This window comes from Novipirellula herctigrandis (genome assembly GCA_007859835.1).
Taxonomy (GTDB): Bacteria; Planctomycetota; Planctomycetia; order Pirellulales; family Pirellulaceae; genus Novipirellula_A; species Novipirellula_A herctigrandis.
Map to the genome: position 1 here is coordinate 5081255 of SJPJ01000001.1, position 14829 is coordinate 5096083.

Annotated in this window: 7 protein-coding genes; 4 read left to right on the forward strand and 3 right to left on the reverse strand. The window is 51.3% G+C overall.

The features are described 5' to 3' along the window. Nucleotides 1-158: 158 nt before the first annotated feature. Nucleotides 159-8390 (forward strand): tetratricopeptide repeat protein, encoded by an 8232-nt coding sequence (locus CA13_RS18465; protein WP_146399074.1) that lies wholly within the window; start codon nt 159-161, stop codon nt 8388-8390. Between the two features lie 159 nt (nt 8391-8549). On the opposite strand, the gene CA13_RS18470 is transcribed toward CA13_RS18465, so the two are convergent. Beyond that, on the reverse strand, nt 8550-9233 hold the full coding sequence (locus CA13_RS18470; RefSeq protein WP_146399076.1) for a DUF480 domain-containing protein: 684 nt from the start codon (nt 9231-9233) through the stop codon (nt 8550-8552). 168 nt (nt 9234-9401) lie between these two features. Beyond that, complete coding sequence (locus CA13_RS18475) at nt 9402-9872, reverse strand: FHA domain-containing protein (RefSeq protein ID WP_146399079.1); 471 nt, start codon at nt 9870-9872, stop codon at nt 9402-9404. 475 nt (nt 9873-10347) lie between these two features. On the opposite strand from CA13_RS18475, the gene CA13_RS18480 reads away from it, so the two are divergent. Genes CA13_RS18480 through CA13_RS18490 form a run of 3 tightly spaced genes read left to right on the forward strand, consistent with a single transcriptional unit; the run spans nt 10348 to nt 13239 of the window. Next, entirely contained in the window at nt 10348-11289 is a 942-nt protein-coding gene (locus tag CA13_RS18480) for an ABC transporter ATP-binding protein (protein WP_146399081.1), read from the forward strand. A gap of 1 nt (nt 11290) precedes the next feature. Then, nucleotides 11291-12556: an ABC transporter permease gene (locus tag CA13_RS18485; protein WP_146399083.1), complete on the forward strand. Its 1266-nt coding sequence runs from the start codon at nt 11291-11293 to the stop codon at nt 12554-12556. Next, complete coding sequence (locus tag CA13_RS18490) at nt 12553-13239, forward strand: ABC transporter permease (RefSeq protein ID WP_146399085.1); 687 nt, start codon at nt 12553-12555, stop codon at nt 13237-13239. The genes CA13_RS18485 and CA13_RS18490 overlap by 4 nt, the downstream gene beginning before the upstream one ends. A 93-nt stretch (nt 13240-13332) precedes the next feature. Here CA13_RS18490 and CA13_RS18495 read toward each other — a convergent pair whose 3' ends face one another. After that, a complete protein-coding gene (locus CA13_RS18495; protein WP_146399087.1) occupies nt 13333-14781 on the reverse strand; it encodes an IS1380 family transposase in 1449 nt (482 codons plus the stop codon). Nucleotides 14782-14829 lie beyond the last annotated feature (48 nt).

Below are 14829 nucleotides of genomic sequence, written 5' to 3' on the forward strand. Positions count from 1 at the left end.
GTCGGGACCAAGCCGAAATAATTCAAAAAATGCGCACATTTGTTCGCCCTTTTTGGGCTTGCTACCTCAATGTCCGGCTCTTCGGCCAATTTCGCGATATTCTCACCGGCACAGTGTAGAATCGGAGGACCCTCTTTTGCTCTTCTGGGAGAACGGAAATGCGTTTCGCTTTATGTTTGGCCGCCCTGTTGCTAGTCGTATCCAGCACACTTGGTAATGACCCGCCGAAAAAGGCAATTTCATCCGTTTGCACTCTGCCAACGATTCCCGCCGCGATTCATGATGCGATGCAGTCACGTGCGTTCGAGGATGCCGTTCAGCGCATTGATGAGGCGTTGGCAAAGGCGGATGTCACTTCGGAAGATTACTTGCGTTACCTCAAAGGTGTCGCGCTAACCGAAGCGAAAAAATATGCTGTTGCAATCGCTGTGTTCGAGCAGCTGGAGGAAGATTTTCCTGAGAGTGACTGGATCAGTCGGTCACGGTTTGGGCGAGCGAATGTGTTCGTGTTGCAACGGCGGTACATCGATGCCGGAGTGATCTACGAAAAGGAAGCCGAGCGTTTGCTTTCACGTGGTCGCAAAGATGACTTGGCCAAAATCTATCTCGAATTCGCAGAACGTTACTTCGAGGGCCTTCCAGCTGATGACCCAAGCAAAGCGAAACAACCCGATTATGAACAAGCACTATCGTACTACTCCGAAGCGGTCAAACTCGGGCCGACAGCTACACTGCAACAACAAATCGAGTTTCACATTGCACGATGTCAGGAAGAACTAAAGCAAAACAAGCAGGCGGAAGATTCTTATCAAAAATTTCTCGATCACTATTCCCAAGGCGACAATGTGGCTCCCGCAGAAACGCTTGCGGAAGTTGAATATCGACTCGGTAATGTTCAACTAGCGGCTAAGAGGAATGCCGCGGCTCGGCGTACGTGGCAAGACTTGATTGCAAAATGGAAAGACGCCGATAAGGGGGATGAACCCAACGCGATTAATGACTTCATCGCTCGTGCCGAGTATGAAATCGCTCATACTTTTGGGCTTCCAACACCGACAACCATTGGTGACTTGGAACTTGCTGTTACTGCAGTCGAAAGCTTTCTTGTGAATCATCCCGATCACAAACTTGCTCCGAAAGCCGAGTACGAAATCGCAGGCGGCTACTTTCATCATGGCCGGCATGCCCAGGCGATCGAGTGGCTCGGAAAATTGATCAACAATCCAAAGTATCAATCTAGTAAACAAATTCCGACGGCACGCCAAGCGCTTGGTGGCCAATTCTTGGCTCAAGAAAGATTCGACGATGCCATCAATGCTTGGAAAGCGTTCTTAGAGGAGCATCCAACGGATCACAATTGGCCGGTGGTGCAGAAGAGAATCGTAGATGCTGAATACGCCAAAGCCGAGCATGCGCGCAAGAACAAACGCTACCGCGAAGCCCGTGAGATCTGGCAGACGTTTTTGAACAAATATCCTCTCGACTCACGAGCGGCTTCAATCTTGCTGCAATTTGGTGAGATGAATTTTTCCGAAGGCGAGGAAAAACACACAGAGAGAGTCGCAACAACCGTCGAAGCAGGAGATTCTCCGCAATCGGTTGAACTCAGCGACCAGTCAAAAGGATTGTTCGAAGCGGCGATCGCGGATTGGCGACGTGTGGTCAGCAAGTATCCGAAGTCGAAAGAGGCTTCACAATCCTCTTGGTTGATTGGAACGACCTTGGAAGACCAACTTGGGAAGCTCAAAGAAGCGCTGGAAGCCTATGAGGAAACCGAAGGTCCACTCGCCACGCAAGCCAAATCTCGCATCACTCGATTGACGACACCCCAATTGAACTTGGTCACCGAACGTAAGTTTCGCTCCGATGAAACGCCTCGTATCAAGCTGACAACGCGGAATTTGGAAAAGGTCAATGTGAAAGCCTATCGCATCGACATGACTGACTATTTCCGCAAGATGCATTTGGCAAGTGGTGTCGAATCGCTCGATATCGCACTGATCGATCCCGACCAGCAATTCGAATACACGATTCCCGACTTTGCTGAGTACAAACAAGTCGAAGGGGATGTTGAGCTTTCAATTGACGGACCGGGCGTCACCGCCGTGACCGTGTCTAGCGATAAGCTCGAAGCGACCACAATGGTGGTGGTCAGTGATTTGGACATGATCGTGAAAACGTCTCGTAACGAATTATTCTTGTTTGCTGAGAACATGCGAAATGGAAAACCTGCGGCGGGCGTTAGCGTCTTGATTAGTGATGGTTCAAAGGTGTTCGCGGAAGATATCACCGGCGACGATGGCGTGCTTCAGAAAAACTATGACGAATTAAGGTCGGTCAAAGATTTGCGAATCTTCGCTGTCACCGATGGCCACGTCGCATCGACCGAAAACAACTTGAACGGACTCGACTTTGCCGTGGGGCTGACGCCGCGAGGTTACCTTTACACCGATCGACCGGCGTACCGCGCGGGCCAATTAGTGAACATCAAAGGGATCGTTCGATGGGTCAATCAAGATCAATTCACATTCAATCCAGGCCAAAAATTCAAGTTGGATGTGTACGATGCTCGAGGCTTGCTTCTGCTTTCGGAGGATGTGGCATTGAACGCCTATGGAACCATCCATAGCAACTTGCTTTTGCCGGAAACTACCGTCGAAGGAGACTGCCGCGTTCATTTGCATCGTGACAATCAGGACGAAACCGATTTGGTGGGTGCGTTGTCGTTCCAAACCTCGTTTCAGGTCACGGAGTACAAATTGGAACCGATTGACATTTCGATTGACCTAGAGAAAACGGTTTACTTTCGCGGCGAAAAAGTCCAAGGATCGATCGAGCTGAAATATTACTATGGCACGCCGCTGGCGAATGAAACGGTCCATTATCGCTTCGGCAACGATGGCGAAGAATTGATGGCAAAGACGGACAAGGACGGCAAGATCGAGTTTGAGTTTGAAACACAGCGACTCAGTGAGTCACAGGTTTTGCCGCTGAGCGTCGAGTATCGCGATCATCGTCTGTCGGCTACAGAAATGGTTTACATCGCAACGCGCGGTTTCACTGTGAATGCGTCGTCGCTTCGAGATGTCTACTTGGTTGGAGAATCTTTCGAGACAAAATTTCAGGTGGCCGATCCTGCCGGTAAGCCGGTTGAAACGAAGTTAAAGATCGACGTGTTCAAAGAAACGACCACTCCAGCGGGCAAGGGGGAAAAACAGATCGCGAGTCATGATGTTGCAACCGACCCGGTCGATGGTGTTGCCCGTCAAACGTGCTCATTTGACGAAAATGGCTTTTACAAAATTCGCGCTACCGGAACTGACCAGTTTGGAAACCAAGTAAGTGGCGAACATAAAATTCGAATTTCAGGTGACAAGGATGCGACCCGGTTACGGATTTTGGCCGATCGGCATTCGTTTCAAGTAGGCGAACAAGCCGAGGTTAATCTGCATTGGCGAGAACAACCCGCATTGGCACTGGTGACGTTTGAAGGAGCGTCCATCCTCTCACATCAGTTGGTGGAGCTGAAAAAGGGGAACAATTCGTTGCAGATTCCAATGGTCAGCGAATTTGCACCGAACATCTACTTGGCTGTCGCAGTGATGCAGCGGAACCAATTCCATAACGCGCAAAGCGAATTCGAAGTCTCTCAGTCGCTGCGTGTCACCATCAAGCCGGAGCAAACCGAACAGAAACCCGGCGGTGATCTATCGGTTGAGCTGACAGTGACCGATCCGATGGGTAAGCCCGTTACGGCTGAGCTTTCGTTAGCACTGGTTCAATCCAATTTGTTGCAAGCGTTTGACGATGTGCAAGGTGGCGTAGACGCATTCTTTAGTTCCGGTAGACGGACCACATCGATCCGCCTATCGACGAGTTGCACGTTTGATTACCGACCCCAAACACGGAACATCAGCCAATTTTTATTGGCGGAAGCCGAGCGCCGCGAGGCACTTGAACGAGAAGCGGCGGTTGTCGGTGACTTTGCGGTTGCTCCACGGGGAGCGGCTAGTAGAGCAGCACGCGATGAGGATTACATGGTCGAGGCAGATCCGTCTTTCATGGGCGGTGGTGGCTACGGCTATGGAGGCGGAGGCATGGGCGGAATGGGGCTACCACAATCGGCTGAAGAAAATGAGATGCTTGACGGCCCGAGTTTCGGGATGCAGTCTACGGGTAGGATTATGTTGGGCGGCGCGGTCAATCGTAATGCAGGACAGATGCGTATGCAGATGGCGATCCCCTCCTCAAGGAGTCCTGCTCGATACTTGGAGTTGAAAAGCAACCGAACGCCATCAGCGACGTCGTTGCAATCTCTACTGCAATCACAACTATCGATCAATGGACTGACGGCTGACGGCAAATTTGTCACGGTCAATGGACGAGGTCAAGCCGATGCGGAGCAAGCGGCTCGTGACGGAGGTCTCGAGATTCTTCCGCCGACGGCTTACGCAGAAACGGCGTTTTGGGATCCCGTGATTATAACGGACGATAACGGCAAAGCGACCGTGACGATCACGCTGCCACAGCGATCGACCGCGTGGCGACTTCGTGCGAAAGGTGTCAACGATGCAACATTGGCTGGCGAAGCGACCGCCGACATCGTGACCAAGAAGGACCTGTTTGGCGAAATGAAATTGCCACTTGCTGTCACGGTCGGCGATTCGATCAGGATACCCGTGCAAATCCATCACTCGCTGGAAGGGAAACGCAAAGTCACCGTCAAGTTGAAGGCGATTCTTGGTGACAAATCAACGGAACAAACCAAGACCATTGAAGTCGATGGTCCAGCGATCAGCGAGTTGATGTTCCCAGTTGAAATCGATGCGGCCGACAAATCCTTGTTTGAGTTGTCGTTGGCGTCGGATGATGGTTATTTGGATCAATCAAACGCAGTTGTCGCGATTCGTCCCTATGGGTTCCCGGTTTATGAAACCGCCAGCGGCACTTCGTCGCAAAGCACCTTGGCACTTTTGGGTTTTGATGAAAAGCGAAAAACCGAAGGAACTTCGCTTGAAATCTTCATTGGTGCTAACCTGAATCGCTCGCTTTTGGACGCCGTTTTGGGCACCGGTTTTGATGGGTTTATGTTTTGTGGTAGACCTTCATCTAGTCCGATCGAGCGTAGTAATTCGGATGTGCTAGGCGGTGTCAGTTTGTTGCAAACGATTGGTGCAACTCAACGAGTTGATTCGCCTGATGCGGCTTCACTAACGAGTCGCATTACTTCGTCGGTGACCCAGATGATCTCTGCCCAGCGTGACGATGGCGGCTGGGCATGGTCGGGGAAACCAAAGGGCGGAAATGCGGATACTTATCTGTCGTCGCGAGTCATGTGGGCACTAAGCGAAGCTCGCCAGGCTGGGTTTGCGGTGCCGCAAAATTCGTTTGATAAAGGAAAAGCATTCCTGAAGTCCTCGTTCGCTTCGACTCCGCTAGGCGAATTAGAGCGGCAAACGATACTGTTGCATGCGATGACCGTTTCGGGCGCAGGCGATTTCTCGTATGCGAATCGTTTGTACCGCGAACGCAATCGCCTTAGTTCGGCGGGTTTGATTCATCTCGCATTGACTCTTTCGGTAATGAACCGCACGCAAATGGCGAGCGGATTGGTCGATTTGATCAAAATGCCAGTGGATGACAAACCGCTCGGCGCCGTAGATCGAGACCAAACGTTACCCTGGATTCGGAATCGCATCGAGCTACAGGCGCTGTATCTGCTGCTGTTGGAAACAATTGCGCCGAATCACCAAAATGGCCCGAAGCTAGTGGAAACCTTGTTGGCTGCCCGAGTAGGATCGCGATGGCCGGTTGAAAAGGCGAACGGTCCTGCTATTGCGGCATTGGCTCGTTGGCATTTGATGAAGCGACCCGGTTTAGAGAAGTACTCTCTATCAATTGCAGTGAATGATCAAGAGATCGATGCGTTCGTGATCGATCCGTCGGCTGATCCAAGTCGCCGTGTGGTTATTCCCACCGAAATGCTACGTAGCGAAAAACCGAACCGGATCGAGTTCAAATTGGATGGACGAGCGACGTTTAGCTACTCGGCCGTGCTTTCAGGATTTGTCGCCGCCGAGAACCTTGCCAGTTCCACGAAACAGTGGTCGGTGAGCCGCGTCTATGAACCGGCAAAACGTTTGTTCGATGGTCGACCGGTACCACGAGGTTTTGATGTGGTCGACGGAAGCTACAAGTCGTTCACCAATCCACTGACTCAATTGCCGGTGGGCGAACGTGGTGAGGTTACGTTAATTCCGCGTCGACATCAAATATCTAGTCGCGATGAAAAACCACTCGATTACCTCGTTCTCAGCGAGCCCATACCTGCTGGCTGTGTGGTGCTTGACGGATCGGTTTCGGGACAATTTGATCGATATGAATTGGAACCGGGGCAAATCACATTCTACTTAGGCGACCGAAAGTATTTCGGCAACCTAAGCTATACGCTTGTCGGATACGTTCCGGGATCCTATCGCACTGCGCAATCGGTGCTGCGAAGTTTCTACGAACCATCCCAATTCGCGATTGCGAAAGTCAAAGAATTGGAAGTGCGCAATGTCAACGATGAGTCGGTGGACTTGTACCGATTGACACCTGACGAGTTGTATTTCCTAGGTCAGGCTGAATTCACGAAACAAAATTTTGCTGCCGCGCACGAACACTTGACGCAGTTGTTTAAAAATTGGCGATTGGACGCAGATAAATACAAACATTGCGTTGAGAGTTTGTTCGCCTCTTCGCTTGCGATGGATCAACACACCGACACGGTCGCCTATTTTGAAGTGTTGAAGGAAAAGTATCCGGACGTAGTGATCTCGTTCGAGGACATTTTGCGAGTCGCTAAGTCGTATCAAGAACTTGGCGAGTATGAGCGGAGCTATCTAGTTTATCGTTCGACGGTCGAAGGCAGCTTTGAGCGAGAGTCCCAGGTTGCTGGTTTTTTGAATGCTCGCGGTGAATTCGTACGTAGTGTCCAGGCGATGGAAAAATTGGTTCGCGATTACCCTCGCGAATCCTATATTGCGTCGGCCACGTATGCGCTGGCTCAAGAAACCTTCCGTCGAGCCGCCGAGGCAAACAAAGATGAGACGCTAAAGCAAACAGGGATAACACGTGTGCATTTGATTGGTTCATCGATTCGAATGCTCGATCACTTTGTCACCACTTGGCCGTTGGATCCTGAAAATGATGAAGCGAGTTTTGCGTTGGCGACCGCTTTGGTCGAATTGGAACAGCACGCGGACGTGATTGATCGATGCAAAAAATATGCTGATCGTTATCCCAATAGCCGATTGCTTGATTCATTTTGGTACATGATCGGCTACAGCCATTTTGAACTCGGGCAACCTGACGAGGCTTTGGAGATGTGTCGCAAGGTTGCGGATGCTACTTTTTCAGTTCCCGAAACGGGCGGCACGCGACGAGCCGATAACCGATGGGAAGCGATCTACATCATGGGCCAGATTTACCATAGCCTGGGTGACGCTGCCAAAGCGATTGCGGAGTACACGAAAGTCGAAGAGCGGTTCGCAGATGCGACCGAAGCGATCACGTATTTCAATCGAAAGGAAGTCGAATTGGACGAAGTCACTACGATTAAGCCGGATGACGCTAAGGATGTGGAACTTCGTTTTCGCAATATTGAAGAAGTGGCATTGAAGGTGTATCGGATCGACTTGATGAAATTCAGTTTGATGCAGCGAAACCTAGATCGAATTACGGCGATCAACTTGGCCGGCATCAAACCCTACCACGAAGACACCGTAACGCTTGGTGACGGCAAAGATTACCGAGATCGGATCAAGAGGTTAACCTTACCGCTAGAAAAAGAAGGGGCATATCTGATCGTTTGCCGAGGCGACAATCTCTATGCGTCCGGTTTAGTTTTGGTCAGTCCACTGACGTTGTCGGTTCAAGAAGATGCCCGATCGGGACGCGTGCGAGTGAGCGTCAAACATGCCGGCGATGACAAGTTTATTAGCGATGTACATGTCAAAGTGATCGGGTCAAAAAACGATAGGTTCGTGTCCGGAAAAACCGATTTAAGAGGCCTGATGATCGCGGATGACATCAGCGGAACATCCACCGTGATTGCACAACGAGGCAATGACCGCTACGCATTTTATCGAGGAAAGGTATCGCTACAAAATGCACGTCCACAATACCAGGAAATGATGATGGGAGAACCTTTTGGAAGCTCCGGGAATTCCTTGGACGATCTATTCAGTGATGCACCATCCCAAGGACAAGCGGGTGCCCTCGGCAGAGGAGATTTGAGAGACAACCTACTGCGTCAGAACCGAGTTTTCCAAAACGAGAAGAAAAGTCTGTACGATGGTCTGCTCAACAACGAACGCAGCGGCATCAAGTCGAAGGAGGCATATTAGCTGAAAAACGCCTCTTTATTGTGAGCCGCAAGCCGCGGGGAGTGCCGCGTCAACCGGCGACTAGCGTCTTGCCGCTCACACCGCCTTGATGCTTTCCTCGCTGTCTCGTTAGTGTTGACCCGCAGCGACAAAACAATATGTGTTCGACTAAGGATTTGGCTACGACTCAAGTTCATCAAGTCGCTTTTCCAAGGCATCGATTCTCTCGTTCACCGTTTCGAGTCTTGCGATTAATGCATCAACTGCAGTGGTTGAGGGTTTCGTTGGTGCCGATTTCGATGGTGCGGCTGCGGCTTGCTTTTCAAGTTTTGCTTCGAGGTATTGTCGTTCTTCGGGTGGATAGAGTTTATGGGAAAACGTCTGGCCGCGGCCTGGTGGCGTTAACGGTTCAACCAAATCTTTTTCGATCAATTGTTCAACAATCTGCTGTGTGACATTCAAATCATCGAGCGCATACATCCGCGAAGCTCGCGTGCGAATTTCACCAAGCGTTTGTGGTCCTCGAAGGAGTAGTTCGGTCATGATCGCGGCTCCGGGACTATCGACGTCTAGCCATTCGTATGCAGCATGCCGGTACTTCGTCACTCGCCCGCTACCTTGAATTTCCCTTGCCGCACCCACTTGCTTCAATTCATCGAGAGCTGTCAACACATCATCTTCATCAAGTTGAAGTTGGGGCGACCGATTCGATTTTTGGTTCGATCCGCTGATGAGGCCCGATACGCTTAGCGGGTAACTATCGGGTGTTGTCTTTGCTTTTTCGACCAACACACCGAGCACTCGCCGAGCGTCACGTGAAAGGGGGACCGGTTTTGGTTTGTCTTGCGCTGCATCTTCGTTCATCGGTGTGCGTGCCAAAAAGGGGGATGAAAGGACTTTCCACTATTTTCATCTTTTTGAGGCCTAGTGATCAACTCCCCTTCGAATCAGCACGTGAATCGACGAAACGAACCCAATTCAGACGGTTTCGTTTCGCAACTGATACGAAAGCTAAGCGACACGTCGAATCATTTACAGGACGTCGTCTGGCGGCGCCCCAATCTCAAGGTCGACATCGATGATCTTCATCGGCTGGGTCTCATCGAGATCAAGAATGTCGACAACATCATTGCTGTCGTCGTCGATTTCTTCGTCTGTCAATTCCAGACGCAACGTGATTCGACCAATGCGGACTTCCGTTCCTGGGCTTACAACCGTCTTTTCGACTCGTCGTTCATCGACGTAGATTCCGTTTTTTGAGCCTAAATCACGAACGGCAAGCGAACCGTATGGATCCAAGAAAAATTGACAGTGTCTTCGACTGATCGATTCGTCACTAATCGTGATGTCAGCCGTGGGGCAACGGCCTGCGACGACCGGTGGCGTCAGGATCCATTCCGCCTCGTCATTTCCATTTGAGCGATCAATCAAAACGAATTTGTAGTTCATTACCAGCCAACCTCGAAATGTGCGCGGCGCATCAATGCGGATCGAACGGGACATTGAGCCTTATCGGAACGACTCTGAGATTGACTACCATTTTACTCCAAATTCGCGGCTAGGTCACAGTCAAACCCCTGCAATCGCCAGGGCAAATCCGTTTTTTTCATTATGCAAATTTGCCGCTGCCCGTTCCGCTACGGTCCGCGTGTGATTGCGATCTGACGCTCGGCAACGGATGTCCCAGCTTGAAAAACGGGCTAGCCCTGGGTGCAATCGCAGAGCCTAGCTTGACAACATCGGAGCGTCCCAGGCGGCGGGTTCATGGTCGAATTGCACAAAAAGTGTGGCAGGCCTGAACGGACTATTGTCGATCGGTGGTAAGCTCTTGTTGTGTGGTCCCCGAGTCACAGAATTGGCAATTCAACGAAATACTTTGGGAATATTAGGGATTGTTCGCCCGATGGAGGCACCCGAGGAGCCTTCAACGTTGCATACGGTCGTTTTTTTCCGGTTCTCGCTTTCAAGCCGCAGTGCAATGACTTATTCGCAGGTTCTCGCCGTTGATCGATTGGCCAAATCTTTTGGTGCCATTGAGGCCGTTTCCGACGTGTCGTTTCAAATCGGTTCAGGGGAAGTTTACGGATTGCTCGGCCCCAATGGAGCCGGGAAGACAACGACCATCGATATGATTTGCGGTCTCCGTAATCCTGACCGTGGTACGGTTGTTGTCGATGGAACCGACTTTTCGATCGATCCCCGATCGGCCCAACGTAGTATGGGAGTCGTTCCTCAAGAGGTCGCTCTTTACGAAGAACTTTCGGCAGAAGAAAACTTGTTGTTCTGGGGAAAATTGGCGGGTTTGTCAGCGAAGATGGCAAAGCAGAGAACCGAACAACTGCTCAAGGACTTGATGCTCACCGAACGGCGTCGGGATGCTGTTCGCACCTACTCGGGTGGAATGAAGCGGCGTGTCAACATCGGCTGTGGCCTCTTGCACAATCCGAAACTATTGTTGCTCGACGAGCCTACCGTTGGTATCGATCCTCAAGCACGTGCAAACATCCTCGACTTTGTACGCGGACTAACCAAACAAGGCACCGGAGTGCTGTATACAACGCACTATCTTGAGGAAGCCGAAACACTTTGCGATCGGATTGGAATCATCGACCATGGAAAACTGTTGGCTGAGGGAACGCTACAGGAACTACAAAATCGCTTGGGCGGAGATCGATTGTTTGTCCTAGAGGGTGACTTTTCGGAAGCGGAACCGAGCAAGTGGAATGGTTTTATGGAGCGATTCCGGATCCTCAATCAACGCGAACATCGGCTTGTCGTCGCTTCGATTGGTGAGCGACACCCGTCAGATTGCTTACGCGAGTTGTTGGACATTCCCATTCAAGTTGATAACGCTATGGTTAAGAAGCCAAACTTGAGCGACGTTTTTTTGCAACTTACCGGGCGAGAATTGCGAGAATAGTATGCTTGCCACACTACTCAAAAAGGATCTCCGCCGCCTACGATCCAATTGGATCGGTTTTGCGATACTGCTGGCAATGCCGATCGGCATCACAGCCTTAGTCGGCAGCGTCTTCGGACCTTCCGCTCGCAGCGGAGAAATGCCTCGCATCAAACTTGCGATTGTGAACGAGGATGAAAGTCTGATAGGAAACACGATCGTCGCAATGGCTTCAGGAGAACAGTCACAGGCTTATCTCGACTCCAAGAGCGTGGCTCGCAGCGAGGCAATGGATTTGATCAATCGCAACCAAATCAGTGCCGTGATCGTTGTCCCGAAAGACTTTACCAACCAGTATGTTGCGGGGCAGTCGCCACCGTCGATGCAGTTGATCAAAAATCCTGCGCAAAGCTATTTGCCGGCAATTACGGAGGAATTGCTGCGGTTGCTGACTGAGGGGCTTAATGCGGTTTCTCAGAATTTGGCCGAAGAGATGCCTGATGTCGTTGAGATCATTGAGGCTCCCGGCGCACCAGATACCGTCAAGTTGGCAAGCATTTTGACGCGTATTGGCGATCGTCTGCAGCGAGCCGAAGATTACCTGTTTCCACCTGTGATTGGATACACCCGAGGGACTGTCGCAGAGGCGGAGACTTCCGAGGAGCAAAGCGAAGGCTTCAATGTATTCGGCCTCGTCATGCCGGGGTTGGCCGCGTTGTTTCTGCTATTCACTGCTGAGGCAACCGCTCGAGACCTCGTTGTAGAGAGAAGGACGAAAACACTGAATCGGTTTCGTACATATCAAGTCCGACTACTGCCGTTCTTTCTTGCCAAAGCCGTCTATTCGTTCACGGTTGTTGGGATTGCTGCGGCCATTATCCTCGTCGGCGGTGCTTGGATTTTTGGAATCCATTGGCGAAGTCCGTTCGAAACAACCATCCTCACTTGCGCCTATGCCGCATTCTGCGTTGGGTTCGCGTACCTACTCGTCGCAGTCATTTACCGTGAAAAGCGGATTGCGATTCTGTCGACGATCATCATCATGATGATGGCATTTCTTGGTGGTTCGATGTTACCGACCGAAACTTTGCCGCCCCTCATTCGGGAGAGTTTGTCGCCATGGATGCCTAATCACAACTTCGCAGAATCGATCAAAAGACTTCAGTTTGACTATCCTGGTCCGCATTGGGCGACCGCGTCGATGGGCCTCTTGGCGGTTGGTATTGTGATGTTGATGATTGCGATCACCCTGTTTCAGTATCGACTCGGTCAGGGAGCAGAGGAATGAACACGATTTGGGTCATCGCAAGCAATGATCTTCGAGTCTTCCTAAAGGACAAGGGAGGCTATTTTTGGTTGTTCGTAATGCCGCTTGTCTTTATTTATTTCTTTGGAACAGCGATTCACGGGGGAAGTGGACCACCTAAAGACCCGCGCCCGACTGTTTTCGTGCAAAACGAGGATCGCGGCTACATCGGAGCAGTCTTCCTTGAGCAATTAGAACAAGAGGGATTTCGGCTGGTCGATTCGGAGGAGGGTGGGGATGCCGTTCGCACGATCCGCATTCCTGCCGATTTGACCGAAAAAGTGGAGTCGGCCGAGCACGTTGATGTTGAGTTTTTGCAGCAGACCGATAGTGAACCGCAACCAGCGGCAATGGTGGAAGTGAGAATCACACGCGCGATTGTTGGAGTCACGTCAGCTATTTTCGCGGTCGTTTCGAAGGAAACGGATTCGAGGCTTGGCGAAGCACAACTGCGAGCAATGCTTCAGCGCGAAAAGCCTGTCCAATTAGATGTTCAGTTTGCCGGACGAAGGGAAATTCCCACCGGATTTGAGCAAGCCGTGCCGGGATACCTCGTTATGTTCGTCTTAATGAACCTGCTGATTTTCGGAGGATTAGCGATTTCTCAGGAGCGTTCTAACCCGGATTATTCACGGCCGCTGCTTCGCGGGGTGATTGGCAACTGAATTGGGTTGAGTTGGTGTAACCGTGGCTGCTGAACGCCGACAAGGCGCAAGGCCCCCTTTCCCCCATTGAAACTTTGCATCCGATTGGCTGACTTAGTCCGTAGGTAGAAGCGATGGACGGTACCCTGCCAACGCTTCGGCCACTCGTCGGAGATGGTTGGCCCACGGCCAACTTGAAGAGATTTGCACGCGTACTCGGCGTGTGCTGAAAACCACGCGACAGGCCACCTTGATCACGTGAGTTCGCCAGGTGCAGGCGTGGCCTTTACCAAGTGGATCCCGACGGCGACGGCGAGTGTGATGGCGGCGTTTCACAGACGGCCTCTGTGCCTCTAGAGGTATTTCGTCGCAGCCAGGCTCCTCCATCGTCGGTTTGATTTCGGCAATGGCACGAAGCCGAACCAAGAGGTTCGCCGCCAGAGAATGCATCATCACTCGAAACAAGTTCGCCATGTAGCGATGATCACTTAAGCGATCACAGCACAGCTCGCACTTGAGTTCCTTGTTGCGATTTTCGCTCTCGCCCCGATCGGAGTATTCCTCGTAAACGCCCCCAGGACACACGTTTGCGCCTGGACGATTAGTGACCACGGCTCGTCGATTGGTGCCTTGAGAATTCACCTCGCACTTGATCACGATGCTTCGTGATTGTGACCAAGTCCTGGCTTGGTAATCAATTAGCAGAAAATTCCTTTGCCCCTCGCCGGTCGCTTGAAACGCCGCCACGCTTTGCTGCAAAAGCTCGTCGCTTTCGCGTTTGACACGGGAATTCATTTGGTAACCGATGCTGTAAAGAACCTTGTCGCATCGCTCCAACGTTTCGTACATATGGGGAACTGCGAAACCCGAATCGGCTCGAACGTGGATCATTACACGGGGAAACCGCTTGCGAATCTTCTCGATTACACGCTGCAAATCATCGGCGGCACCCAAGCTTGCATGTGCCGAACCGAACAGCAGACTTGGTAACACGATCATATCATTCTCGGCACAAGTGATCGCGCGAACTTGATATTGGTACTGGTTGTAGAAGCCGTGAAAGAGAACCAGTTGCTGATTGCCATGAGCGGGATCGTCGAAGGTGTCAATGTCCAGCGTGATTTCTGTCGGCTCTCGCTCGAAAGACTCGACGAAGCGATCGATGAACCAATCTTCCATTTGAAGGAGGTTTCCCGCAGTGACTGTGTTCTCGAGCCTTGAAATGGTCGGTTGGCTAGCCAAGTCATCGTCGTCGGGAGACTGCTCAGCGATCAGTTTAAAGATCGGATCGCTTCGGAGGGAGTCATGGTCGTTTTGATCTTCGTAGCCGGCGATGATACCGAAGATGCGTTGCCGCACGATGGAGAGCGCGGTGTGTTGAGGATCACTGCGTGGATCGGAAATCAGGTGGGTAAAGGTCTCGGTCCAGCGCAGTTTCTGGTCCAATTGAGAGAAGGCGAGCAGCCCGCCGTCGGAGGATAGCTTCTCCTGGACTTGCTCAAATTGGATGGGACGATTCTGAAAAAAACCGAAGACAAATTGCTGCGCAGACTGTAAGCTCATGAGGGGCCTTTTTGGTTTGTCGAAAGTGCTTGTTAGCTAAACACTTAG

Bases quoted from the DNA above. Each gene is read 5' to 3' on its own strand.
- CA13_RS18465 (WP_146399074.1), top strand. From the start codon at position 159: ATGCGTTTCGCTTTATGTTTGGCCGCCCTGTTGCTAGTCGTATCCAGC.
- CA13_RS18470 (WP_146399076.1), bottom strand. From the start codon at position 9,233: ATGAACGAAGATGCAGCGCAAGACAAACCAAAACCGGTCCCCCTTTCA.
- CA13_RS18475 (WP_146399079.1), bottom strand. From the start codon at position 9,872: ATGTCCCGTTCGATCCGCATTGATGCGCCGCGCACATTTCGAGGTTGG.
- CA13_RS18480 (WP_146399081.1), top strand. From the start codon at position 10,348: ATGACTTATTCGCAGGTTCTCGCCGTTGATCGATTGGCCAAATCTTTT.
- CA13_RS18485 (WP_146399083.1), top strand. From the start codon at position 11,291: ATGCTTGCCACACTACTCAAAAAGGATCTCCGCCGCCTACGATCCAAT.
- CA13_RS18490 (WP_146399085.1), top strand. From the start codon at position 12,553: ATGAACACGATTTGGGTCATCGCAAGCAATGATCTTCGAGTCTTCCTA.
- CA13_RS18495 (WP_146399087.1), bottom strand. From the start codon at position 14,781: ATGAGCTTACAGTCTGCGCAGCAATTTGTCTTCGGTTTTTTTCAGAAT.